The organism is Nonomuraea sp. NPDC052634 (assembly GCF_040678535.1).
Classification (GTDB): Bacteria; Actinomycetota; Actinomycetes; order Streptosporangiales; family Streptosporangiaceae; genus Nonomuraea; species Nonomuraea fastidiosa.
Genome location: NZ_JBFATY010000006.1, coordinates 378,504 through 402,857 on the forward strand (window position 1 = coordinate 378,504; position 24,354 = coordinate 402,857).

General features: G+C 70.6%; 21 protein-coding genes. 5 read left to right on the top strand and 16 right to left on the bottom strand.

The window, feature by feature from the left end; translation table 11 throughout:
• Positions 1-82 precede the first annotated feature (82 nt).
• A complete protein-coding gene (locus AB0K67_RS26960; RefSeq protein WP_364065636.1) occupies positions 83-2,386 on the top strand; it encodes an excinuclease ABC subunit UvrA in 2,304 nt (767 codons plus the stop codon).
• A 91-nt stretch (positions 2,387-2,477) separates the two neighbouring features.
• Here the strand turns inward: AB0K67_RS26960 and AB0K67_RS26965 are convergent, their stop codons facing one another.
• Genes AB0K67_RS26965 through AB0K67_RS26975 form a run of 3 tightly spaced genes read right to left on the bottom strand, consistent with a single transcriptional unit; the run spans position 2,478 to position 5,018 of the window.
• Positions 2,478-3,359, bottom strand: a complete 882-nt coding sequence (locus AB0K67_RS26965; protein ID WP_364065639.1) for a hypothetical protein — start codon at positions 3,357-3,359, stop codon at positions 2,478-2,480.
• 32 nt (positions 3,360-3,391) lie between these two features.
• On the bottom strand, positions 3,392-4,294 hold the full coding sequence (locus AB0K67_RS26970) for an LD-carboxypeptidase (protein ID WP_364065641.1): 903 nt from the start codon (positions 4,292-4,294) through the stop codon (positions 3,392-3,394).
• Positions 4,281-5,018, bottom strand: a complete 738-nt coding sequence (locus tag AB0K67_RS26975; protein ID WP_364065643.1) for a Sir2 family NAD-dependent protein deacetylase — start codon at positions 5,016-5,018, stop codon at positions 4,281-4,283. The genes AB0K67_RS26970 and AB0K67_RS26975 overlap by 14 nt, the downstream gene beginning before the upstream one ends.
• 30 nt (positions 5,019-5,048) lie before the next feature.
• Here AB0K67_RS26975 and AB0K67_RS26980 point away from each other — a divergent pair, with 30 nt between their 5' ends.
• Entirely contained in the window at positions 5,049-5,933 is an 885-nt protein-coding gene (locus AB0K67_RS26980) for a sulfotransferase (RefSeq protein ID WP_364065646.1), read from the top strand.
• Between the two features lie 14 nt (positions 5,934-5,947).
• On the opposite strand, the gene AB0K67_RS26985 is transcribed toward AB0K67_RS26980, so the two are convergent.
• The 11 genes from AB0K67_RS26985 to AB0K67_RS27035 form a co-directional block, all read right to left on the bottom strand.
• Complete coding sequence (locus tag AB0K67_RS26985) at positions 5,948-7,840, bottom strand: ABC transporter ATP-binding protein (protein ID WP_364065649.1); 1,893 nt, start codon at positions 7,838-7,840, stop codon at positions 5,948-5,950.
• A 387-nt stretch (positions 7,841-8,227) separates the two neighbouring features.
• Positions 8,228-9,043 carry an enoyl-CoA hydratase/isomerase family protein gene (locus AB0K67_RS26990; protein WP_364065652.1) on the bottom strand — a complete coding sequence of 272 codons (816 nt, stop codon included), beginning with the start codon at positions 9,041-9,043 and terminating at the stop codon, positions 8,228-8,230.
• A gap of 135 nt (positions 9,044-9,178) precedes the next feature.
• Entirely contained in the window at positions 9,179-9,394 is a 216-nt protein-coding gene (locus AB0K67_RS26995) for a helix-turn-helix domain-containing protein (protein ID WP_020547488.1), read from the bottom strand.
• 113 nt (positions 9,395-9,507) lie between these two features.
• Positions 9,508-11,109, bottom strand: a complete 1,602-nt coding sequence (locus tag AB0K67_RS27000) for an ABC-F family ATP-binding cassette domain-containing protein (RefSeq protein WP_364065655.1) — start codon at positions 11,107-11,109, stop codon at positions 9,508-9,510.
• Between the two features lie 109 nt (positions 11,110-11,218).
• A complete protein-coding gene (locus tag AB0K67_RS27005) occupies positions 11,219-13,795 on the bottom strand; it encodes a Tat pathway signal sequence domain protein (protein ID WP_364065658.1) in 2,577 nt (858 codons plus the stop codon).
• 27 nt (positions 13,796-13,822) lie between these two features.
• Positions 13,823-14,698, bottom strand: coding sequence for a carbohydrate ABC transporter permease (locus tag AB0K67_RS27010; RefSeq protein ID WP_364065661.1), 876 nt, complete (start codon positions 14,696-14,698; stop codon positions 13,823-13,825).
• Between the two features lie 9 nt (positions 14,699-14,707).
• Positions 14,708-15,670 (bottom strand): ABC transporter permease subunit, encoded by a 963-nt coding sequence (locus tag AB0K67_RS27015; protein ID WP_364065664.1) that lies wholly within the window; start codon positions 15,668-15,670, stop codon positions 14,708-14,710.
• A gap of 50 nt (positions 15,671-15,720) precedes the next feature.
• Entirely contained in the window at positions 15,721-17,280 is a 1,560-nt protein-coding gene (locus AB0K67_RS27020) for an extracellular solute-binding protein (RefSeq protein ID WP_364065666.1), read from the bottom strand.
• Positions 17,277-17,906 carry a DUF624 domain-containing protein gene (locus tag AB0K67_RS27025; protein WP_364065667.1) on the bottom strand — a complete coding sequence of 210 codons (630 nt, stop codon included), beginning with the start codon at positions 17,904-17,906 and terminating at the stop codon, positions 17,277-17,279. The genes AB0K67_RS27020 and AB0K67_RS27025 overlap by 4 nt, the downstream gene beginning before the upstream one ends.
• Positions 17,907-18,798: 892 nt before the next feature.
• Positions 18,799-19,818, bottom strand: coding sequence for a LacI family DNA-binding transcriptional regulator (locus tag AB0K67_RS27030; RefSeq protein ID WP_364065669.1), 1,020 nt, complete (start codon positions 19,816-19,818; stop codon positions 18,799-18,801).
• Positions 19,819-19,999: 181 nt separating this feature from the next.
• Entirely contained in the window at positions 20,000-20,572 is a 573-nt protein-coding gene (locus AB0K67_RS27035) for a TetR/AcrR family transcriptional regulator (RefSeq protein WP_364065671.1), read from the bottom strand.
• 88 nt (positions 20,573-20,660) lie between these two features.
• On the opposite strand from AB0K67_RS27035, the gene AB0K67_RS27040 reads away from it, so the two are divergent.
• Positions 20,661-21,479 (top strand): NAD(P)H-binding protein, encoded by an 819-nt coding sequence (locus tag AB0K67_RS27040; protein ID WP_364065674.1) that lies wholly within the window; start codon positions 20,661-20,663, stop codon positions 21,477-21,479.
• Positions 21,480-21,612: 133 nt separating this feature from the next.
• Here the strand turns inward: AB0K67_RS27040 and AB0K67_RS27045 are convergent, their stop codons facing one another.
• Positions 21,613-22,269 (bottom strand): acVLRF1 family peptidyl-tRNA hydrolase, encoded by a 657-nt coding sequence (locus AB0K67_RS27045; protein WP_364065677.1) that lies wholly within the window; start codon positions 22,267-22,269, stop codon positions 21,613-21,615.
• Between the two features lie 614 nt (positions 22,270-22,883).
• Here AB0K67_RS27045 and AB0K67_RS27050 point away from each other — a divergent pair.
• Together AB0K67_RS27050 and AB0K67_RS27055 are read left to right on the top strand one after the other, a co-directional pair.
• The gene (locus AB0K67_RS27050; RefSeq protein WP_364065680.1) at positions 22,884-23,339 is read left to right on the top strand and encodes a hypothetical protein; all 456 of its coding nucleotides are present in this window, start codon (positions 22,884-22,886) and stop codon (positions 23,337-23,339) included.
• Complete coding sequence (locus AB0K67_RS27055) at positions 23,312-23,701, top strand: hypothetical protein (protein WP_364065683.1); 390 nt, start codon at positions 23,312-23,314, stop codon at positions 23,699-23,701. Before AB0K67_RS27050 ends, AB0K67_RS27055 begins: the two co-directional genes overlap by 28 nt.
• Before the next feature lie 21 nt (positions 23,702-23,722).
• On the opposite strand, the gene AB0K67_RS27060 is transcribed toward AB0K67_RS27055, so the two are convergent.
• The gene (locus AB0K67_RS27060) at positions 23,723-24,328 is read right to left on the bottom strand and encodes a response regulator transcription factor (RefSeq protein ID WP_364065686.1); all 606 of its coding nucleotides are present in this window, start codon (positions 24,326-24,328) and stop codon (positions 23,723-23,725) included.
• Between the last annotated feature and the right edge of the window lie 26 nt (positions 24,329-24,354).

The window sequence follows — 24,354 nt, forward strand, 5'->3', positions numbered from 1 at the left end:
CAATCATCGCGAAGCCGGTGTACGCTGCCCCGGCCGTATCTCCTTACAGCATAAACAATTCGGCCGACGACGGAAGGATCCCGTGCTCACCAGCCCCGAGGCAAGCACCGATCACGCTCATCACGCTCTGGCGGACAGCCACGACCACATCCAGGTCCGCGGCGCCAGGGAGAACAACCTCAAGGGCGTCTCCCTCGACGTCCCCAAGCGGCGGCTCACCGTGTTCACCGGGGTGTCCGGCTCCGGCAAGTCCTCGCTCGTCTTCGACACGATCGCCGCCGAGTCGCGCCGGCTGATCGACGAGACCTACACCGCGTTCATCCAGTCGTTCATGCCGAGCCTCAGCCGTCCCGACGTCGACGCGCTGCACAACCTCAGTGCGGCGATCATCGTGGACCAGGAGCGCCTGGGCGCCAACCCGCGCTCCACCGTCGGCACCGTGACCGACGCCCACACGATGCTGCGCATCCTGTTCAGCCGCATCGGCCGCCCCTACGTCGGCCCCGCCTACGCCTTCAGCTTCAACCGGGCCGAGGGCATGTGCCCCGAGTGCGAGGGCCTCGGCAAGGCGTCGGAGATCGACGTGGACGCGCTGGTGGACCGGGAGCTGTCGCTGGACGACGGCGCCATCAAGATCCCGGGCTTCGCGGTCGGGAGCTGGCAGTGGCAGGTCGTGGCGGGCTCCGGCCTGTTCGATCCGGGCGTGAAGCTGAAGGACTTCACCGAGCAGCAGTGGCAGGACCTGCTCTACAAGCCCGCGGTCAAGCTCAAGTACAGCGCGGGCAACTTCACCTACGAGGGGCTCGTGCTCAAGGTGCGCAAGTCGTACCTGGGCAAGGACCGCGAGTCGATGCAGCCGGCGGCACGCGCGTTCGCCGACCGGGCGATCAAGCTCGCGACCTGCCCCTCGTGCGGCGGCAGCCGGCTCAACGAGGCCGCGCGCTCGGCCCGCGTCCAGGGCAGGAGCATCGCCGAATGCGCGGCCATGCAGATCGACGACCTGGCGGCGTTCATCCGCGGCATCGACGACCCGTCGGTCGGCCCGGTGCTCGAGGGGCTGCTGTCCACGCTCGACTCCCTGGTCGGCATCGGCCTCGGCTACCTCAGCCTCGACCGCGAGTCCGCCACGCTGTCGGGCGGCGAGGCCCAGCGGGTCAAGATGGTCCGCCATCTCAACTCCAGCCTCACCGACGTCACGTACGTCTTCGACGAGCCGACCGCGGGGCTGCACCCGCACGACATCCAGCGCATGAACACCCTGCTGCTGCGGCTGCGCGACAAGGGCAACACGGTGCTCGTCGTCGAGCACAAGCCCGAGCTGATCGCGATCGCCGACCACGTGGTGGACCTCGGCCCCGGCGCGGGCACCGCCGGCGGCGAGATCTGCTACCAGGGCGACCTGGCGGGCCTGCGCGCCTCCGGCACGCTCACCGGCCGCTACCTCGACCACCGGGTGAGCCTGCGCGAGGAGGTGCGCAAGCCCACCGGGCGGCTCCCGATCAGGAACGCCACCTCGCACAACCTGCGCGACGTGAGCGTGGACATCCCGCTCGGGGTGCTCACCGTGGTCACCGGAGTGGCGGGCTCGGGCAAGAGCTCGCTGATCCACGGGTACGTGGCGGGCCGCGAGGGCGTGGTCGTGGCCGACCAGTCGCCGATCCGCGGCTCGCGCCGCAGCAACCCGGCCACCTACACCGGCGTGCTCGACCCGATCCGTACGGCGTTCGCCAAGGCCAACGGCGTCAAGCCGGGCCTGTTCAGCGCCAACTCCGAAGGCGCCTGCCCGGCCTGCAAGGGCATCGGCCTCATCTACACCGACCTCGCGATGATGGCCGGGGTGGCCTCGGTGTGCGAGCAGTGCGAGGGCAAGCGGTTCACGCCCGAGGTGCTGACGTACCGGCTGCGCGGCAAGAACATCAGCGAGGTGCTGGAGATGCCGGTGGCCGAGGCCAGGGAGTTCTTCCCCGACGGGCAGGCGGGCGTCATCCTCGACCGGCTGATGGCCGTCGGCCTCGGCTACCTCGGGCTCGGGCAGCCGCTCACGACGCTCTCGGGCGGCGAGCGGCAGCGGCTCAAGCTGGCCATCAACATGGCGAAGACCGGCACCACGTACGTCCTGGACGAGCCCACCACCGGCCTGCACCTCGCCGACGTCGATCAGCTCCTGTCGCTGCTCGACCGCCTGGTGGACGACGGCAACACGGTCATCGTGATCGAGCACCACCAGGCCGTCATGGCGCACGCCGACTGGATCATCGACCTCGGCCCCGGCGCCGGTCACGACGGCGGTCAGGTGGTCTTCACCGGCACGCCGGGCGAGCTGGTCGCCACCGGCACCTCGCTGACGGCCGTCCACCTGCGCGACTACGTCGGCCGCACCCGCTGAGCGCGAGATCAGACGGCGAGGGTCAGGCGGCGAGGCGGGCACACGCAGCGGGCCTCCGACGGCGAGGCGGGACGCCCGCGAACGGCGAGGGTCAGACCGCGAGGCGGGCCAGGACGCGCGCGAACTCGGGCGGCGGCGCCACGACGAGCCTGGTCTGCCCGTCCTGGGCGACGATGTCGGCCCTGATCAGCGTCAGCCGCCCGTCGTGCCACCAGTAGACCTGGGGGCTGAGCCCGTCGGTGCGCACGGCGTGCACGCGCAGCCGTTCGAGCGCGCGTACCACGCCGATGCCGTCCACCGGGTGCACGAGCAGCGTGTACGGGTCGGGCAGCACCACGAGCACCCCGTCGCCGGGCACGGCCACGTGCTCGTCCAGCCAGCGCAGGTGGACGGCGGCCGACGGGCTCTCGGCGGTCAGCCGGATGACCGGGGTGCCGGACAGCTCGATGTGCTCGGTGGTCAGCGAGCCGTGCCTGCGGACGTTGGCCACCGCCCGGTCGAGCGCCTGCCCGCCGGAGACCGGCCAGCAGCCCGACTCCTCGGGGCGGACCAGCCGCGCGCCCACGGTGAGCAGCTCGACCAGGTCGGCGTTGAGGTGGCGGCCGACGACGCGGGTGAGGTCGGGCACCTCGTCCACCGACTCGACCCTGATCCGCAGCAGCGGCCCGGCCTGCTCCAGGTCGCACACGTCCACGCGCTCGCCGACGGTGGCGACGGCGTGCGCGAGGTGCTCGGAGACCAGCACCGGCCAGTCCTCCCTGGCCCGCCGCGCGGCCTCGCGCCGCAGCCCGGTCAGCTTGACGACCAGCCCGGCGTCCGGCCCCGCCGCGCTGGTGAGGGTGAGGCGGGAGCCGTCGCCGGAGAACGAGAAGGAGTATCCGAGGGACTCCGCGACGAGCGCCAGCAGCGAATCGAGATCGACGTCCTCGACCGTACGGCCCGAGGGCTCGCGGTCACGTTCGAACCCATTCACGTGCTGTGTCCCTTTCTGCCGGATTTGTCCCTCTACCTTGCCTGGTCCCAGACCCCCGTCGAGCCAGTCAGCGAACACGATTCGGTATCGATAACACCAAGTGCCCCAAGCCACATGCTCATCTGGGGTGTCCCGTGTCCCACCGGCAACCCGGCCACGATGGGCACCCCCAGCGGGCGCAGCCGGTCTTCCAGCACCGGGTACGGATCTCCGCAGCCCACCCACGAGCCCAGCGCGACACCTCGTACGCCGTCGAAGACGCCCGCCTGCAGAAGCTGGGTGAGCATCCGGTCGACGCGATAGGGCTCCTCGCCGATGTCCTCGAGGAACGCGATGCAACCGTCGAACGACGGCTGCCACCTCGTGCCGCACATGGAGGCGAGCAACGACAGGTTACCCCCGCGCACCTCGCCCTCCGCCCGGCCGGGCGCCAGCACCCGGTCACCGGTGACCGGCACCGGCGCGCCCGTCTCGAACAGCGCCTCGCGCAGGCTCTCCCACGTGCGCGGCTCGGGACCGGCCTCATCCCCCGCGATCACGTCGCAGGCGGCCATCGGCCCGTGCAGCGTCGGCACGCCCAGCTCGATGCCGAACGCGTTGTGCAGCGCCGTGATGTCGCTCGACCCGAGCAGCACCTTCGGCCCCGCGGCCCGCATCGCGTCCCAGTCGAGCAGGTCGAGCAGCCGGGCCGCGCCGTAGCCGCCACGGCAGCAGAAGACGCCGGAGACGGCCGGGTCGCACCAGGCGTCCTGGAGGTCGGCCGCCCGGGCGGCGTCCTCGCCCGCCAGGTACTCGAGGTTCTGCCGGTCGAGCGCGTGCGCCCCGGTCACCACCTTCAGCCCGAGGCTCTCCAGCCGCTGGACGCCGCGGCGCAGCAGCTCGGGATTGGGCGGTCCGGACGGCGAGACGATGGCGACGGTGTCACCTTGCCGCATCGATCAACTCCTTGACGAGCGCGGGTAGTGCCTGGCCGATCGGCTCGTTGACGACCCGATCGGCGTAAGGGTCGTAGGGGGTCGGCTGGGCGTTCACGATCACCAGCCGGGCGCCCGCGTCGAGCGCCTCGCCGCATAGCCCGGCGGCCGGGTGCACGGTCAGCGACGTGCCCACCGCCAGGAACAGCTCGCACGAGCGGGCCGCGTCGAGCGCCGCGGTCAGCACCTCCGGCCTCAGCGACTGCCCGAACGAGATCGTGTTGGCCTTCTGGATGCCGCCGCAGCGCGGGCACGGCGGGTCGTCCTCGCCCGCGGCGACCCTGGCCAGCACCTCCTCCATGGGCGTGATCAGGTCGCAGGACAGGCACTCGGCGCGGCGCATGGTGCCGTGCAGCTCGATGACCTTCTCCGGCGACGACCCGGCGCGCTGGTGCAGCTCGTCGATGTTCTGGGTGATGAGCGCGCGCAGCAGCCCGGCTCGCTCCAGCTCGACCAGCGCCAGATGGGCGGCGTTGGGCTCGGCCTGCCAGGCGGGCGAATGCAGCCGGGCCTGCCAGGCGGCCCGCCTGACCTCGGGATCGGCGAGGTAGCGGTCGATCGTCGCGTCGGCCTCGGCGCGCGGGTTCTTCGTCCACACGCCTTGAGGCCCCCGATAGTCGGGAATGCCGGAATCGGTGGACACACCCGCTCCGGTGAGGACCGACACTGAGGTTGGCGCGTTCACCTGCCAAACGGTGTCACACTTGGCTGCTGTATGCGACTTCCGCCCCACATCCTCGTGGTCAACGGCATCAAGGTCCGCCGTCCGGTCTTCCTGCTCGGAGCGCCGCATTCCGGAGTGGACCTCTTGGCCCGCGCCCTCAAACGATCACCCGGCTTCCACGTGACGATGGGCCGCGCGAGCGTGGCGCACGTGGTCCAGGCCTTCGCCCGCAAACCGTCGCTCTCCCGTACGACCGGCGCCGTCCAGGTGATGCGCGACGCGCTCGCCGAATCGTGGCAGGTGCTCCCCCGCTCCTGCGGCGACTGCGCCGAGTCGTGCCGGGACGCCGGCGGGGTGACCGGCACCGGCCCGTGCGTCAGCGCCGCCGACGTCACCCGCTTCGGCGACGGCAGCCCCGACCTGCTCTACAGCGCGCCCGTGCTGCTCCAGGCGTTCCCCGACGCCCGCTTCGTGCAGCTCATCCGCGACGGCAGGGACGTCGTCGCCGGCATGCTCGCCGACCCCGCCTGCCTGGCCTGGTTCAAGCCGGCCATGGTGGCCGAGCACACCGAGTTCCCCAGCGCGTTCCTCGGCGTCAACAAGGAGGAGCACCTGGAGCGATGGAAGGCCATGCCCGCGGCGGGCAAGAGCGCGCTGCGGTGGCGCAGCGCCGTGCGGCTCAGCGCCGAGCTGCGCCGCACGCTGCCCGAACGGCAGCTGCTGACGTTGCGCTACGAGGAGCTGGTGAGCAGGCCGCAGCAGGCGGTGGCCGGGCTCTCGGAGTTCCTGGAGACGCGGGTGTCCAAGGTCGTCATGTACGACCCCGCCGTGCCGAAGGTGGGCGCGTGGCGTACCGCGCTGGGCCGCGACGACCTGGAGCTGGTGGAGAAGGTCGCCAGGCAGGAGCTGAACCGGCTCGGCTACCTGAAGAGCTGACCCGCCCGCCCGGGTCAGGTGGTGGCCGGGCTGCCGTCCGACGAGCTGAACTGCGTGCGGTACAGCTCGGCGTACAGCCCGCCGCGGGCCAGCAGCTCCTCGTGCCGCCCCCGCTCGGCGATGCGGCCGTCCTGGACGACGAGGATCTCGTCGGCCTCCCTGATCGTGGAGAGCCGGTGCGCGATCACCAGCGAGGTGCGGCCCTCCAGGGCGGTCTTGAGCGCCACCTGCACCGCCGCCTCCGACTCGGAGTCGAGGTGGGCGGTGGCCTCGTCGAGCACGACCACCCGTGGCGCCTTGAGCAGCAGCCTGGCCAGCGCGAGCCGCTGCTTCTCGCCGCCCGACAGCCGGTAGCCGCGATCGCCCACCACGGTCTCCAGCCCTTCGGGCAGGCCGGCGACCAGGTCGGCGATCTGCGCCGCCCGCAGCGCCTCCCACATCTCCTCTTCGCTCGCCCCCGGCCTGGCGTAGCGGAGGTTGGCCGCGATCGTGTCGTGGAAGAGGTGAGGGTCCTGCATGACCACGCCCACGGTGTCGCGCAGGGAGGCCAGCGTGGCGTCGCGCACGTCGAGGCCGTTGATGCGCACCGCGCCCTGGTCGACGTCGTAGAGCCGGGACACCAGCGATGTGATCGTGGTCTTGCCGGCGCCGCTCGGGCCGACGAGCGCGACGAGCCTGCCCGGCTCGGCGGTGAACGACACGCCCTTGAGCACCGGGTGCGAAGGACCGGTGTCCTGCCTGGCCACCGACTCCAGCGAGGCCAGCGAGACCTCCTCAGCGGCCGGGTAGCGGAAGTGCACGTCGTCGAACTCGATCGTGACCGGCCCTTCCGGCACCGGCACCGCGCCGGGCCGCTCGGCCACCATGGGCTTCAGGTCGAGGATCTCGAAGACGCGGTCGAAGCTGACCAGCGCGGTCATCACGTCGACGTGGACGTTGGACAGCGAGGTGAGCGGGCCGTACAGGCGCATGAGCAGCGCGGCCAGCGCGACGAGGGTGCCGAGCTCGAACGCGCCCGAGACGGACAGTACGCCGCCGATGCCGTAGACCATGGCCGTGGCCAGGGCGGCGATGAGGCCGAGCGCGACGCGGAAGACGGTGCCGTACATCGCGACGGTCACGCCGACGTCGCGCACCCGCGCGGCGCGGGCGCCGAACATGGCGGCGTCGTCCTCGGGGCGGCCGTAGAGCTTGGCGACCATCGCGCCCGCGACGTTGAAGCGCTCGGTGGTGACCGAGCTCATCTCGGCGTCGAGCTGCATCTGCTCGCGGGTCAGCGCCGACATGCGGCGGCCGACGTATTTCGCGGGCACGATGAAGATCGGCAGCAGCACCAGGGCGACCAGCGTCACCTGCCACGACAGCGCCAGCATCGCGCCGAGCACCAGGACCAGGCTGACGACGTTGGAGACGACCGACGACAACGTGCTGGTGAGCGCCCGCTGAGCGCCGATCACGTCGGTGTTGAGCCGGCTGACCAGCGCGCCGGTCTGCGCGCGCATGAAGAACGCCACCGGCATGCGCTGGACGTGGTCGAACACCTCGGTGCGCAGGTCGTAGATGAGGCCCTCGCCGATGCGGGCGGAGAACCACCGCTGCACCAGCGTCAGCCCGGCGTCGACCAGCGCGAGCGCGGCGATCGCCACGGCGAGGCCGATCACCACGCCGGTGCGCTTGAGCAGGATGCCGTCGTCGATGATGGCCTTCATCAGCAGCGGGTTGGCCACCACGATCACCGCGCCGGCCACCACGAGCAGCAGGAACGCGATGATCTGCCGGGTGTAGGGGCGGGCGTAGCGCGCGATGCGCCGCACGGTGCCGGGTCGCAGCCGCTGCTGCAGGACCGAGCCGTCGCGTCGCAGTGACGCCCATACGTGCGGCCCGAAGCCGCCGCCCATCATCGCCATCCGGCATTCCCTTCCTCCGCCGGAGACAGCGCTCGGGCGGCGCGGGGAGATTCCCCGATCAGCTCACCGCGAAACCCACGCCTCAAACCCCGGCACGGGCAGCCCCAAACCCGGACGCGTCACCCTGAACCGGTGCTGATCGCCGCTGAACGCGCCGCTGAGAGCCTGTGAGGGCCCGCCTGGACCCATGGGGCACCCCCGCCGCTCAACGCGCGTCACGATGCCTCAGAGCGCGCCGCGGCGCCGCCGTCCCGCCGAGCGGCGCACGTCAGCGGGACGGCTCCTGATCTCCGGCTCAGCCGCCACTGATCCCCGAATCAGCCGGAACACCCTCGGGTCACGATCCGCCCCGATCGGATCACGACCTCGCCCGGCCCCCGAGCCGGATCAGCCGAAGAGCGCCTTGATCCGTGCGGCCTGTTCGATGCCCTCGGCCACACTCTGCTCCTCCAAGGTGCGTTGCCGCGCCCCCTGGAGGAGCCGCTTGGTCGCCACGGCCGCGTCCCTGTTGACGGACAGCAGCGCAGCGACCTTGTCACTTACCGCTTGCTCCAGGTCGCCACGGGCGACCACTTGCTCCGCGAGGCCGATGCGCATGGCCTCGTCGGCGTGCACGGTCCTGGCGGTCAGGCAGATGTCGATGGCCTTGGCCAGGCCGACCAGCTCGACCAGGGGCTTCGTCCCGGTCAGGTCGGGCACCAGGCCCAGTGCGGGCTCTTTCATGCAGAACGCGACATCCTCGGCCACGATGCGGAGGTCGCAGGAGAGCGCGAGCTGGAACCCCGCGCCGATCGCGTGCCCCTGAACCGCCGCGATGGAGACGATCTCCGGGCGGCGCAGCCACAGGAACCCCGCTTGGGCCTGTCTGATGCGCTGCTCGAAGCCGGCGTCGCCGATCTTGGCCGCCGTACTGAAGGAGCCCTGTCCTGGCACCCCCTCAGATGTGAACATTCGCAGGTCGATACCTGCCGAGAAGGACGGTCCCTCACCTTTCACGACGACGACGCGGACCTGCTCGGGCAGGCTCTCGCCGATGCGAGCCAGGGCCGACCATGTCGCGAACGTCTGCGCGTTGCGCTTTTCCGGCCGGGCCAGCGTGATCGTCGCTATCTCACCGTCCACCTCGTAGCGGACTCCGCTCTCCGCCTCGGCGAAGCCGTCGTCCGCGATCCCCCCGCGCTGTTGCGCCTGCGCTTCCGCCATCGCCCGCTCCCTCCGCTTCCGGAATGTCAGGAGTGCTGACCGTCGCGCCCGAGCCTACAGAATATGGTTCTGGCTCGGGCGCGACGCCGGCCTGCTTGGGACGAGCGGCTGCGGTCGCACGTTCCGAGACGCCGGTCAGCGCTTGGACTTGCCCCGGGTCGCACCGCCGCGCCCGCGCAGAGTCACACCGGACTCGCTCAGGATGCGGTGGATGAACCCGTAGGACCGACCGGTCGAAGCGGCCAGGGCGCGGATGCTCTCACCCGCGGCGTAGCGCTTCTTGAGATCGCCGGCCAGTTTTTCCCGGTCGGCCCCGGTGACCCGGGTGCCCTTCTTCAGTGTCTCGGCCACGAGTACCTCCTGTAGTGCCGGACTTCCGCAGCGTTACTCCGCCATGATCAGTCATTTCAGCGGGATCGGCTACCTACTCCACGGGAAAAGATCCGTACCCACTCAAATTAAGATCAGGCGAGTGCCACAAGATCGGAAAATTCGTCGCTCCATGCGTCTTCAGTTCCGTCCGGTAGCAAGATCACCCTATCCGGTGACAGGGCGTCAACGGCACCCTCGTCGTGCGTCACTAGGACGATAGCTCCTGAATACGACCTCAGAGCATTGAGAACCTGCTCTCGGCTGACAGGATCAAGGTTGTTCGTAGGCTCGTCGAGAAGAAGAACATTAGCGCTGGAGAGCACCAAGATCGCAAGTGCGAGACGGGTCTTCTCGCCACCGGACAAGACTCCCGCGGGCTTGTCGACGTCGTCTCCGGTGAACAGGAACGAGCCGAGCACCTTGCGCAACTCGGTGTCGGTGAAGTCGCCGCCGCCGGCCGATCGCATGTTCTCCAATAGCGTACGGTCGGCGTCAAGAGTCTCGTGTTCCTGGGCGTAATAACCGATCTTGAGCCCGTGTCCCGCCACGATCTCGCCGGTGTCGGGCTTTTCCAGACCGGCCAGCAGGCGCAGCAGCGTGGTCTTGCCGGCGCCGTTCAGACCGAGGATGACGACCCTGTGACCTCGGTCGATGGCCACATCGACGTCGGTGAAGACCTCCAGCGACCCGTACGACTTCGACAGCCCGCGCGCCATCAGCGGAGTGCGCCCGCACGGCTGCGGATCGGGGAAGCGCAGCCGCGCCACCTTGTCACTCTTGCGCTCCTCCTCGGTGCCGGCGAGCAGGCGGTGCGCGCGGCGCATCATGTCCTGGGCGGCCTTGGCCTTGGTGGCCTTGGCGCGCATCTTGTCGGCCTGCGCGAGCAGCGCTCCGGCTTGTTTCTCGGCGTTGGCGCGCTCGCGCTTCCTGCGCTTCTCGTCGGTCTCGCGCTGGGCGAGGTACGCCTTCCAGCCGACGTTGTAGTGATCGATCGTGGCCCGGTTGGCGTCGAGGTGCAGGACCTTGTTGACCGTCGCTTCAAGAAGCCCGACGTCGTGGCTGATGATCACCAAGCCGCCTTGATGGCTGCGCAAAAAATCACGAAGCCACCCGATTGAGTCGGCATCTAGGTGGTTTGTCGGCTCGTCAAGAAGGAGAGTTTCAGCCCCGCTGAAAAGAATTCGCGCCAATTCCACCCGGCGGCGCTGGCCGCCGGAAAGCGTTTGCAGCGGCTGGCCGAGCACCCGGTCGGGCAGACCGAGGCTGGAGGCGATGGAGGCCGCCTCCGACTCGGCCGCATAACCGCCCAGCACGTGCATTTGATCTTCGAGCCGGCCGTAACGGCGCACGGCCTTCTCCCGGGTGCGGTCGTCGGCGGAGGACATGGCCAGCTCCGCCTCGCGCAGCTCGCGGAAGACCTCGTCGAGCCCGCGCGCCGACAGAATGCGGTCGCGCGCCAGCACCTGAAGGTCGCCGGTGCGCGGGTCCTGAGGGAGATATCCCACGCTGCCGGCGCGGGTGACCGTGCCGGCCGCGGGCAGGGCCTCGCCCGCCAGCACCTTGGTGAGCGTGGTCTTACCGGCGCCGTTGCGGCCGACGAGACCGATCTTGTCACCCGGGTTGACGCGGAACGAGGCTTTTTCGATGAGCAGGCGCGCGCCCGCGCGCAGCTCGATATCATTGGCAATGATCATGTGACCGGACACTCCCGAGCTAGGAAACGAGGATTGGGCGTGGAACGCCGGTCAATCGGGAGCATGCATACCGATCAGTGTAGAGCCCCGAGCAGGGGCTCCACCTTCGCTATTTCTCCGGCAGGTGCTCCCCTATCAGGGCCAGATTGTGAATGGCCGCAAGGCCGTACTGCGCCGCGCTGTTGGTGCTGACGTAGGCCGCCTCGCGCACCGCGTGCGGCACTTCGGGGCCGTCCACCGTGGTGAGCTCCCACTCGTCCTGCTCCTGCAGCGGGTTGCGGTTGAGCTGGTCGCCCTCGCCGGTGAAGAACTTGTGCCAGGCCCAGGCCGCGAGCCCGGCGTCGCCGGTGCGCGCCGCCGCGTACGCGGTGAGCCTGCTGTGCGCCTGGATCAGCGAGATCCCGCTCAGCGCCACGCCCACCTCGGCCTTCTGCTGCTCGGGCGTGGCCAGGTAGAGGCGGCAGTACTCCAGCCAGGCCTCCTCGAAGCCGGGCACGTCCAGGCCGAGCCCGATCAGCTCGGCGCAGATCTCCGGCAGCCCGAACAGCGACGACAGGTGCGAGACGGAGATCCGGTCGCGTGAGGTGTCGAAGCGGCCGGTCTCCAGGTCGAGCCGGCCCTCGCCGGTCAGGAAGCGGCGCGGCATCGCGGCGATGTCGGCCATCGTGCCGAGCAGCCGGTCGCGGGCCCGCTCGTCGCCGTGCCGCTCCCAGCGGGTGAGCCAGGCGGCGGCCAGCGCACCCCAGTCGGTGCCGAGCCCGACCGACAGCGCCGACGGGTCGGGCGTGTAGACGTCGTCGCGCACCTTGCGCAGCGGGTCGATGGCGAGGAACGTCTCCTCGGGCGCGCTCAGCTCGTCCATCAGGTCGCCGGTGCGCTCGTCGGCGGTCAGGTAGTAGTAGAAGCGCCGGTAGGCGGCGTTGGAGATGCGCACCTGCTTGCAGCTGCACCCCCAGTGCTGCACGTTGTGCCGGCTGCCCAGTCCCTTCCACCGGCCCAGGTGGTAGACGTCCACCTCGCCGGTGTGGCGGGTCATGGCCTCGGCGAAGCGGAAGACGTCGGCCCTGCCGGTGCGCAGATACTGCAGCCAGAGCCACAGGTCGGGCGAGAGCTCGGAGTTGTCCCAGGCGTAGCCGCCCACGTCGTAGCGCCAGGTGTGCCGGTCGCCGTCGTAGGTGTGCATGACGTCGCCGTAGTCCCAGAAGCCGTACCAGCGGCGCTGCTCGCGTTCCCGTACGTAGTGGTCGAACAGGAAGTCCAGCCGGTCCTCGATGTCGGCGCGGGCCGGGGTCGAGCGGTCGGGCAGCGACCAGACGCCGAACACACCCGCCTCATGCACCCGCTCGGGGCTCGCGACCAGCAGGCCCGGCTCGTTCATCGCGGCGGCGTGCCCGGCCAGCTCCTGCGCGCTCGGCGTGGTCTCGTGGAAGCGCAGGCTCAGCTCGTGCGTACGCGCGATGCCCCGCGGGTCCCCGTATCCCGGCTCGTAGTCCTCGTAGGTGATCTCCAGCCCTTCGAGCTGCTCGGCGAAGGTGTCCTGGCCCATGCCGTCGTGGTAGAAGCGCAGGTCCATGGCCGGGGCCGAGGGCGACCAGAGCCAGACGGTGGCGGTGGCGAGGCCGGTGGCGGCGTTCCTGATGTCGAGGCGGGTGGGGTGCAGGCGCCAGAAGTCGCGCAGCCCGAAGCCGAGGCCGCCGCTCGTCCCGCCGACGTAGCCGTATCCGGCCGAGCGGGTGCCCGACGGGATCGTCACCCAGGCGTGGCCGTCCTTGGTGCGCTTGCGCAGCGTGTAGCCGTCGGCCGAGGTCTGGTCGAGCGTGTAGTCGCTCCAGGTGGGGATGAGGTGGAGCCGGGAGGCCACCCCTTCGGCGAGCGGTCCCGCGGGGCGGCCCTCGATCTGGTTGCGGCGGGGCGATTCGCCGGGGTCGATGCGCAGGCCGGTGAGCCCGCGTACCGCCTCGGTGAGGAAGCCGGTCTCCCCGGCCAGGCGGATGTGCCGGTCGTGCGGCTCGTCGCGCATGACCACGTCGGCGCGCAGCCCCAGCCCGGCGAGGAAGTCGTGCTCGGGGTCGCCGTCCCAGATGAAGGTGTGCATCACCCGTACGTGCTCGGCCCCGGCGTAGAAGTACAGGCGCACGGTGAACGGCAGCCAGTCGCCGTGCCTGCCCTCCAGCCGCACCACCGCGCGCACCGGGCCCTCCTGCTCCACGGCGACGCTCTCGACGACGCCGGCCGCCCGCTCGCGCACCACGTGCCCGCCCTCGTCGGGTGCGGGCTCGCGCTGGCGCAGGCTGACCAGGCGCACGTCCCTGGCGATCTCACGGCCCGCGCGCCGGACCGACTTGGCCAGCGTGCCGCCGCCGATGTGCCAGGTGATGACGCCGGTGCTCACCACCAGCTCGCCGCGCTCGCGGGCGACCGTGACGGGCGTCTGCGTGGCGGCCGGTTCGCGTCCCGGCTCCAGCCGGTACGCCTCCGCGTGCGGTCCCGCCCCGATCGCGTGCGCCGACCACTTGACCGAGCCGTCCGGCCAGGTCGCGGTCACCCAGCTCTGCACCGGCACCTGCCGTCCTTCGGCGTCGGCCAGCGCGAACGGCGTGCCGCGCTCGACCGCGCCGCGCGGCCACGGCACGCCCCAGGTCGTCCCCTGCTCGGCGGGCCGATCCAGCCAGCGCAGCTCGGCCATGTACCTCTCCTTCACGATGTGTTCGCGTTATTCCTTGACCGACCCGATGAGGACGCCCTTGACGAAGTGCTTCTGCAGGAACGGGTAGAAGCACAGGATCGGCAGCGTGGCGATGACCACGACGGCGAACTTCAGCCCCTGCGTCGGGAAGAACACCGTCTCCAGGGCCGACAGCGCGTTCTGCGCGTCCGCGCCGGTGAGCTGGCGCACCAGCACCTGGAGCGTCCACTTGCTGCTGTCGTCGATGTAGAGCAGCGGCGACATGTAGTCGTTCCAGATGCCCACGGCGTAGAACAGCGAGAACGTCGCGATGATCGGCTTCGACAGCGGCAGCACGATCTTGAAGAAGACGCCCATCTCCGTGCAGCCGTCGATGCGGGCCGCCTCCTCCAGCGCCTCGGGCAGTTCCTGGAAGAAGCTCTTGACGATGAGCAGGTAGAACGGGTTGATCGCGAGCGGCAGGATCAGCGCCCAGTAGCTGTTGAGCAGCCCCAGGTCGCGCACCACCAGGTACGTCGGGATGATCCCGCCGCTGAACACCACCGTGAAGATGACCATGTTGAGCGCCAGCGTCCGGCCCGGCAGGTAGCGCTTGGCCAGCGGGTACGCCATGGTCAGCGTCAGCATGAGCTGGATGACCGTGCCGACGGCCGTCACCCCGACCGTGGTCAGCAGCGCCCTGATGAACACATCGGTGGCGAAGATGTACTCGTAGGTGCTGGTGACGAACTTGTGCGGCCACAGGAAGAACGACCGCGAGGCGATCTCCGACTCCGAGGCGAACGAGCCCGCGAGGACGTACAGCAGCGGCAGAAGCGTGATCAGGCCCAGCCCGATCAGCACGATGATGTTGATCGTGTCGAAGATCCGGCTGCCCACGGAGCGGTACTGGTTGACGGACATGCGGCGCTCCTAGAACAGACCCCGCTGGCCGAGGCGCTTGGCCAGCCAGTTGGAACCGAAGATCAGCAGGACTCCCGCCACGCCCTTGAACAGGCCGACGGCCGTGGCGTAGCTGAACGCGCCCTGGTTGATGCCCACGTAGTAGACGAAGGTGTCGAAGACGTCGGCGGTGGCGCGGTTGAGGCTGTTGGTCATGAGCCAGATCTGCTCGAAGCTCATGTCGAGCAGGTTGCCGGACATGAGGATGGCCATGACGACGATCGTCGGGCGGATCGCGGGCAGCGTGACGTGCCAGAGCTGGCGCCAGCGGCCGGCGCCGTCCATCCGCGCCGCCTCGTACAGGTCGTGGTTCACGCCCGCCAGTGCCGCCAGGTAGATGATCGTGGACCACCCGGTGGTCTTCCACAGCGTCTGCAGGACGATGACCGGCCTGAACCACTCGGGCTGCGCCACGTAGTCGACCTTGGGCCCGCCGACGATGTCGTGGATCCACCCGGCCAGCACGCCGTAGTCGACCGAGAACAGGATGTACGTCAGCGACGCGACGATCGTCCACGACAGGAAGTGCGGGATGTAGATCAGCGACTGGACCGAGCGCTTGAGTATGTTGATCCGCAGCTCGTTCAGCATCAGCGCGACGATGATCGGCGCGGGGAAGACGAAGATGATGTTCAGCAGCGCCAGGACCAGCGTGTTGTACATCAGCCGGCCGAAGTCGGGCCCCGTGAACAGGTCCACGAAGTGCTTGAAGCCCACCCACTCGCTGCCGTTGTAGCCCAGGAACGGCACGAAGTCCTGGAAGGCGATCTGCAGGCCGCGCATGGGCACGTACTTGAAGACGATGAAGTACACCAGCCCGGGAACGAGCATGAGGTACAGCCATCGGAAGCGCCACAGATTGCGGGCCTTACCGGGCTTGCGCCCGTGCGACGTGACCGTCTTGACCGGTGGCGTCGCCAGGTCGGTGGCCACTCGGCCTCCTTTCCATGGGAGGGGCCCGGACGGGCCCCTCCCTGCTTGCGTCACTGGCCGAGCTTGGAGACCAGGTCCTGGATCTCTTGGGCGATCTGCCGGCCGCCGCTGTCATACCAGCGCTTGATCTCGGCCTTCAGCTGCTCTTCCGTGATCTGACCCGCGAGGTACTTGACCCGCGCGTCGGTGACGATCGGGTTGAGCGTCGCGCCCTTGGCCACCGCCGTCGGCGAGACCACCGGAGCGCTGACGTCCCACACGGCCGTCTTCAGGTCCTCCTCGACCCGCTTCTTGCGCTCCTCCAGGTCCTTGCGGTACGGCTCCTCCGGAGGCACCCGCTCGTACGCGACGCCGCCCGTACCGGTGCTGGCCCGCGTGCCGAGCTGGATGAACGCCTTGTCGACGTCGTCCTGGAGCTGCTTGACCTTCGGGTCGTCCTGGTTGATGAGCACGGCCACGCCGTCCTCGACCTTGAAGTTGCGGCCCTCGATGCCGTTGGCCAGCAGCACCTGGCCTTCCTTGCTTGCCAGCTTGTTGAGCGTGGCCAGCAGGTCGTCCAGCTGCTCCTCGGTGCGGATGCGCTGCTTGGAGATGGCGAGCACGTCCTTGTAACCGGTGAACGGCAGCGAGAACTTCTTGCCGTCGGGCCTGGCCAGGTTGCCGACCGTCAGAACCTTGTCGCCGTAGTTCTTCGGGTCCTGCTCCCTGAACAGGTCGAGCAGCTGCGTGGTGCGCACGTCGACGTCGATGATGATGCCGCCCTTGCCCTGGACGAACGGGTCGTTCCACTTGGCGGTGTCGAGGGTGTTCCAGTCGGGGTTGACCAGGCCCTCGTCGATCATCTTCTTGATGTAGCGCTGCGCCTCGAAGAACTCGGGCGTGTCGAACTCCGGCACCATCTTGCCGTCGCGGACGCCCCAGTTGTTCGGCGCGCCGAACCACACGTCGATCGCGTTGAACGGGCTGGAGGCGGCGAACACCGTGCCCGGCCACTTCGGGATGATGAGGCCGTAGGTGTCGTCCTTGCCGTTGCCGTCCGGGTCGTCCTCGGTGAACGCCTTGGCGATCTTGTAGAGGTCGTCGGTCGTCTTCGGCGGCTCCAGGCCGACCTTCTTCAGCCAGTCCTTCCGGATCTGGATGGCCGAGCGGAGCTGCGGCCTGATCCGGTAGATGCCGTAGATCTTGCCGTTGATCGAGGAGTTCAGCAGGACCTGTTCGTCACCGACGAGATTCGGGTACTTCTTGATCTTGTCGGTGAGGTCCCAGAACGCCCCGGCCTCGGCCGCCTTGCCGAACGCGGGCGACTTCGGGTCCACCACCATGACGTCGGGGATGTTGTCCGAGGCCAGGGTGACGTTGACCTTCTCCTGGTACTCGGCGTTCGGCACCCAGGTGACCTTGATCTTCTTGCCGAGGAACTTCTCGATCGCCTGGTGCAGCTCGCCCTGAGGGTCGGGCGCGGTGCCGAACAGCTGCGTCATGAACGTGATCGTGTTGTCGTCCGCCTGGCCTGAGTCGCCGCCGGCGCCGGTGCCGGAGCACGCGGAGGCCACCAGGGCGGTTGTCAGCGCTAACGCTCCGGCGAGGAAGCGACTACGGGATGCGCTCATGGGTTTCCTTCCGAATGCAGGCGCGCCTCGTTCTCCTCAAAGAAGCGCAGGCAGAGCCAGGTGTTGACAGAGATCCACGCACCGATGCTGACCAGTGGCGCCAGGACGGGCATCTCCGACGTCGCGTAGACGATCGCCCAGAGCGTGAACATCAGCAGCACGGTGGAGGCCGGCCGGGTCAGCGCGAGCAGCGACGCCTTCGGGATGTACGCCCACAGCGGCAGCTCGTAGTGCGTGTAGAGCGGGCCGATGTAGGACCCGACGGCCGCCAGCGCCAGCAGCGCCACGAACGTCGCGATCCGCAGCCCGCCCGCGTCCTGGCCGAGCACGGAGAAGTACAGGTAGTTGCCGACCAGTACGGTGCCGAGCACCACCGGCGGCAGGACGAGCAGCGAGCCGCGGACGAACTCCCGCCGGTAGGCGGTCCAGAATTCGCCCCACGCCTGAAACGATTCATTCCTGGCGTGCCGCCGGGCCAGCGTGTACGCGGCCACAGTGGCGGGCCCGAGCCCGAGTATCACGCCTCCCGCGAGGGTGAAGACGAGCCACATCAGGTTGAGCTGGACCACCCAGATGACCTCTGAGCAGGCAGCTTGGATCCTGATCGACATGGCGGGATGATTCATCCGGCACCACCTTCTCGTGGCACGTGCACGAATGCGGGGGTGGAGTGTTGCACCGTGGTTCCTGCCCAGTTACAAGGTAGTGAACGGCGGTTGGTGCGAAAGTAGTGTTGAATCGACTCAAAGTCAATGATGCGGACGACGGAGATTTCGCCGCCCGGCCTCGCCCCGGCCGCCCGACCAGCGAGAACCCCCTTCCGGCCGGGCCCCCGAGACCAAATCGTTGGTTCCGAGAGGCTCACCAGCAACGTACAGGGAAGACCCCCGGACAGGCCACGCATCCAGCGACTTTTCCCTCAAGAAACACCAGACCACCCCAAACGGCACACCCGGCTTGGGGGTGGGACGGCGCATCCGGCCGCGCAGGCAGGCCTGCGCACAGTCAGGCGCGCGGGCGATCGGGCAGGCCGGCGGGCGAGCGAGCGGGCAGGCCGGCGGGCAGGTAGGCGGGCCCCAGGCGGGTATCGCGCCACCACGGCAAAGCGCAAACGTTCAGGCGCGACACCAGGCACCGGCCGCCCTGCCCCGCACTGCGACACCCGGACCGCTGTGACCAGCCACGACGCAGCGGCAGGAGCCGGGCGAGGACACCCCGCAGCCGTCCGACCGGTCACGACCGGCGTGAGCGGGCGAGAGCACCCACACCAGTGCCACCGGACACGACACGACAGGCATGAGCGCCGCGGTAGCACCCGCACCGCCGTGAGCGGCCACGACACGGCCGCCGGGAGCGTGCGGTAGCGCCCGCACCGGAGCGACCGACCGCGCCGTCACCAGCGGGTACGGACGAGGGCGCGCGAGCCCCACGCGGTGGCTCACGGCGCTCCGGCAGCTCAAAGCGACACAAGCCGGGCCAGGAGCCAGCCGGGTCAGCGCCCAAGCGGAACAAGCCGGGTCAGGAGGAGCGGTATGGGGCGCTGGAGTCGCGGACGACCAGGTCGGGCTGGAAGATGACCTGGCGGTGGCGGTGCTGCTCGGGGTCGCTCACCTCCTCGAGCAGCAGGTCGATGGCCGTACGGCCGAGCAGCTCGCGAGGCTGCCGCACCGACGACAGCGGCACCGCCGCGGCGGCGGCGAAGTCGATGTCGTCGTAGCCGATGATGGCCATGTCGGCGGGCACCCGCAGCCCGTGCGAGGCCATGGCCTGCAAAAACCCGAGCGCCATCATGTCGTTCGCGCAGAAGGCGGCGGTCGGCCGCTCGGCGGGCGGCAGGGCGGCGACGCGTTCGCCGATGGCCCGTCCTTCGGCCACGGTGAGCGCGGGCGCGGTGGCGGTGAGCAGCTCGACGGCGCCCCCTGAGGCGGCGACGGCGCTGGTCACGCCGGCCTGCCGGTCGGCCACCTGTTTGATGCTCGGCGGCCCGCCGACGAAGACGATGCGGCGGTGTCCGCGTTCGATGAGGTGCGCGCCGGCGATCTGGCCGCCGAGCCGGTCGTCCACGGCCACCGAGCACTGCAACCCCGTGGCGGGGCTGTCGACCAGCACGACGGGGGTGCCGCGGGCGACGAGCTCCTCGAGCCAGGGGGTCTCGGCCTCGACCGGGGTGATGAGGATGCCCATCACCCGCTGCTGTTCGAGCTGGTCGAGGTGGCGGCGCTCGCGGCCGGGGTCTCCGGCGCTGTTGCAGAGCACCACCATGGTGTCGTGGTCGTCGGCGACGGCTTCGGCGCCCGTGGCCACGTCCACGAAGAACGGGTTGGCGACGTCGAGCACGACGAGACCGACCGTGCGGCTGCGGCCCGCCCGCAGGTGGCGAGCCACCTCGTTGCGGACGAACCCCAGTTTCTTGATCGCTTCGAAGACGCGTTCGCGGGTGGCCGGAGACACGATCTCGGGACGGTTGAGCACATTGCTCACCGTGCCGACCGAGACGCGCGCCAGCTGCGCGACCTCTTTGATGTTCGTGGTCGCCATCGATCCTCACGAGGCCGTGCTGCTGAAGGTGCGGGAGCGCCGCCCTGGGTGCGCGCCGGACACGGCGCACCGGCGAGAGGCGTGACCCGATGTCGTACGGTGTGCCGCTTAGCGCGGTCCACCGAGAACTCGGCTCATCATAGCGGCAAACTATTGAATCGTCTCAAGAGCCTGCTGCGCACTATGTGAGCGAGGTCGCGACTTCGGCGCTCATGCCGTCCAGCATCAACCGCAGATACCGCCCCGGATCGGCGGCCACCGGCGCGGGGAGCCGGTCGGGGTGGCAGGTGAAGACGTTGAGGAGGTGGACGAGGTCGTCCGTGCCGACGTCCTCGCGCATGGAGCCGTCGGCCTGCGCCTGGCGTACGAGCCGGTCGAGCCGCTCGACCCACTCCTGCCGCGCCCGCGCGAACTCGGCCCGCCCCACGACCACCTCGTCCGGCAGCTCGGCGAGCGCCGTGGACAGCGCGGTGCGGCCCGGCTCGGCGGCCCAGGAGACGAAGCTCCGGATGGCGCTCCACGCGTCGCTCTCGGCCGCGGCGTCGTCGAGCGCCTCGGTCATCGTGTGGACGTAGTGCTCGCCGATGGCCGCGATCAGCGCGTTGCGGTCGGGGAAGCGGCGGTAGAGGGTGCCGACGCCGACGCCCGCGCGCCGCGCGATGACCTCCATGGGAACGTTGACCCCGCGTTCGGCGATGGCCTCCGCCGCGGCTGCGACGATCTTGGTGAGGTTTCGCCTGGCGTCCGCACGCACGTCCCGGCTCCTAAGTGGACGATCCGATTCCGTCTAGTGTACCGTCCGGCTAACCGGAACCTTACTGTCCGCTTATGGAGGTACGCTCATGATCGTGGTGACCGGCGCCACCGGCTCCATCGGCCGCGAACTCGCCGCACTGCTGCGCGGCCGCGACGCCCTGGCCGCCGTCCGCCGTCCCGCCGGCGACCTCGGCATCCCGCACCGGATCGCCGACCTCGAGCGCCCCGAGACGATCGGCGCGCTGCTCTCCCCCGGCGACCGGCTCTTCCTCAACAGCTCGATCTGGCCCGGTTTCGCGGACGCCCACCGCGCCGTCATCGACCAGGCGGCGCGCGCCGGGGTCGCGCAGATCGTCACGGTGTCGGTACGCGGCGCCGCTCCCGGTGGCAGGCTCGCCACCGGCCTGCACGGCGTCGTGGACGCCCACCTGCGGGCCTCCGGCGTGCCGTACGCGATCCTGCAGCCGACCGGCTTCATGCAGAACCTGCCGCACGACTTCGCGGGCGGCGTCATGTACGGCTCGTACGGCACCGCCCCCGTCAACTACATCGACGCCCGCGACATCGCCGCCGCGGCCGCCGCCCTGCTGACCGGCCCCGCCGGGCCCAGCGGCGATCACGTACTGACCGGACCCGAGTCGCTGCCGCACGACCGGATCGCCGAGGAGATCGGCCGCGTGCTCGGCCGCCCCGCCCGCTACGTGGATCTGCCCGTCCCCGAGATGACCGCCCACCTCGAACGCCGCGGCATGCCGCGCCCGCAGGCCGCCGAGCTGGCGGCCCTCATGGCCGAGATCGGCGACGGCCGCTGGGCTTCGACCACGACGACGGTGGAGGACCTGACCGGCCGCCCGCCCCGCCCCCTGTCCGCCTTCCTGACCGACCACAAGGACGCCTTCTCCTGAACGAACGGCACATGGGTTGATCGGCGCCGGTCGGGCTCGCAGCTCCCACCGGACCCGATCGGAGGCTCGGGCCGGCCCCGCCGGGGGCTCACGCGGATCCGATCGGAGGCTCGGGCCCGCCCCCGTCGAGGGCTCACGCCGGATCGACGACCCGGATCCGTACCGCTCTGAACTGTGCGGGCGTCTCCCGCAGCACCACCAGCCGCGGGTCGGGCACCGTGAGGAACGGCTCGCGCTCCAGCGCGAGCAGCGGGGCGAGGCGGCGGTCCTGCCGCAGGGCGTCCACGGCGCGCCGGTCCCCGCCGAGCACCACCGCGTCCAGGTCGCCCAGGTGCGGCGTCAGCACCCGTACGGCCGTCGCCACCGCGTCCTCGAACACCCGCGCCGCCTGGTTCGCCCGCCGCCTGGCGTAGCGCTGCTGCGACCAGCCGCCGGCCGCCGTGCGCCCCTGCACCAGCCGCGAGCCCACCTTCGACGCCACCAGTTCCGTCCCGTGGAACACCCCGGCCGCGTAGCCGCCGAGCCGTACCAGGAACACCCCCACCCGCCGCGCCGCCCGCGCGTGCGTGACCAGCCGGGTGACGTGCGGCGGGCCCGGCGGCGTCATGGGCGGAAAGGGCACGTGCAGCTCGGCCACCGCCCCGTCGCCGGCCACCAGCCGCACCACCCGCTCGTCGCCGGACGCCGAGAAGGGGCCGTGGCGCCCGGCGAACCCGTCGATCCACGGATGCAGGCGCTCCGGCGGCACGCAGACCCACCGGCCGCCGCCCTTCGCCGGACGCCCGCCCATGCGGCGAACCCTACCGAACTCCGCCGCCCCGCCGCCCGCCTACCGCCGGCCGTCCCCCGGAACGCCCGCAGCGGCAGCCACACGGCGGCCAGCGGGCTCGCGGCGCAGAAGCCGGGGGCGACGTGGTAGCCCGCTTCGAATGGCCGCGTCTCCGGCCGGCCGACGCCGTGGAGCCTGAGGATCAGGCGCTCCTCGCCGAGCCGGTCAGCCTGGCACTGCGCATCGTCCTGGAGGGCCTGACGCCCCCGCGACGGCGATCTCGGCACCCTGCTCGCTCTGCCGCATCCCGAGATCACCTTCCACGCCGACGACGGTGACACCAGGCCCGCCGCGACCGCCCGGATCCGCGGGCCGCGGAACGTGGCGAGGCGCGTGGCGGCGTTCGCCGTCCGGGACTCCGCGTTCCAGCCGATCACGGTGAACGGCGGCGCGGCGGTCGTCGTCCGCGGCGGCCCGGAGCCCGGGGCGCGACGGGGTGAGGGCCGGGGCCGGGCGCGGGGAGGGGGCGGAACGGCGAGGGTTGCCCCGAAACCGGGAACCCTCACCGAAATGCCGGTGAATTCTCCCTTGCGGCCCTTCTGATGGCAGCCGTCTCAGGAGCACCATCTCCTTACGTGTCCGCCCTGCTCGCCAGCCCCTTGGTGGATCTCGACACCGGGGCCGTCATCGCGCATCCCGCCGTCGTGGACCCCTCGGGCGTCCTGCGCGCCACACCGCTGCCCATGGTGCTGGAGCTGCCGATCAGGGTGGTGCTGTCGGGCGCGGGCGCGCTGGCCCCGCTGCACGAGGCGCTGCGGCGGGCCGGACGGCACCCGCGCGAGGCGATACTGCTGCTCACGGGCACCTGCGGCGAGCAGGACCGCCCGCTGCTGAAGGTGGGCATCGACGGGCTGCGGACGATCGGCTACCTGCTGGGCTTCGCGGACGTCGGCATCGCGAGCCCGGGCCTGGACCTGATGGCGGGCGCGGCCCCGACGGCAAGGTACGGGTGCCGCTGCCGGTGGCCGACGAGCCGCCGGAATCGGCCATGCTCGGCCCCCGCGTGCAGGAGCTGCTGCTGCCCGCCGTGACGCTGCCCGCCGACGCCAAGGCGGAGGAGGCGGTGGCGGCCTTCGGCCAGGAGCCGACGGTCACGAGCGTGATCCTGGTGGACGAGTTCCAGCGGCCGACGGGCAGCCTGGACCGCAGCCGGTTCCTGCTGTCGCTGGCGGCCCGTTACGGCCATGCCCTGCACAGCACGAAGCCGGCCCGCCGCCTGGCCGACCCGCCGCGTACGGTGCCCCGCACGACCCCCGCCATCGCCGCCATGCAGGCCGCCGGCCGGGACGCGGCCCGCGTCGACGACGACCTGGTGGTCACCGACGAGCTGAACCGCTGCCTCGGCATCGTCCGCGTCGCTGATCTGATCAGGCAGGTCACGGCCCGGGCCTGACCGGGCGCGCACGAGGCCGGGTCAGACCCAGCCCTGCGCCTTGGCCCGCTGCACCGCCTCGATGCGGTTGCGTGCGTGCGTCTTCTGGATGGCCGACGACAGGTAGTTGCGCACGGTGCCCTCGGACAGGTGCAGCCGCGCCGCGATGTCCCCGATCGTGGATCCGTCGGCCGCCGCCGCGAGCACGTCGCGCTCGCGCCCCGACAGCGGGTTGGGACCGGCGCTCAGCGCGGCGGCCGCAAGGGCGGGGTCGATGACCCGCTCCCCCGCGTGCACCCGCCGGATGGCCGCCGCCAGCTCCCTGGCCGGGCTGTCCTTGACGAGGAAGGCCACCGCCCCCGCCTCCATGGCGGTGCGCAGGTAGCCGGGACGGCCGAAGGTGGTGAGGATCATCACCCGGCATCCCGGCACGTCGCGGACGATGTTCCGGCAGGCGGCGAGCCCGCCGGTGCCGGGCATCTCGATGTCGAGCAGCGCCACGTCGGGCCGGGTGGCGGCGGCGACGGCGAGCGCCTCGTCGCCGTCGGCGGCCTCGCCGACGACCTCGATGTCGCTTTCGAGGCCCAGCAGGGAGGCCAGCGCCCCGCGCACCATGGCCTGGTCCTCGGCCAGCATCACCCTGATCATGCGTACTCCACCGCAGGCGCCGGCGC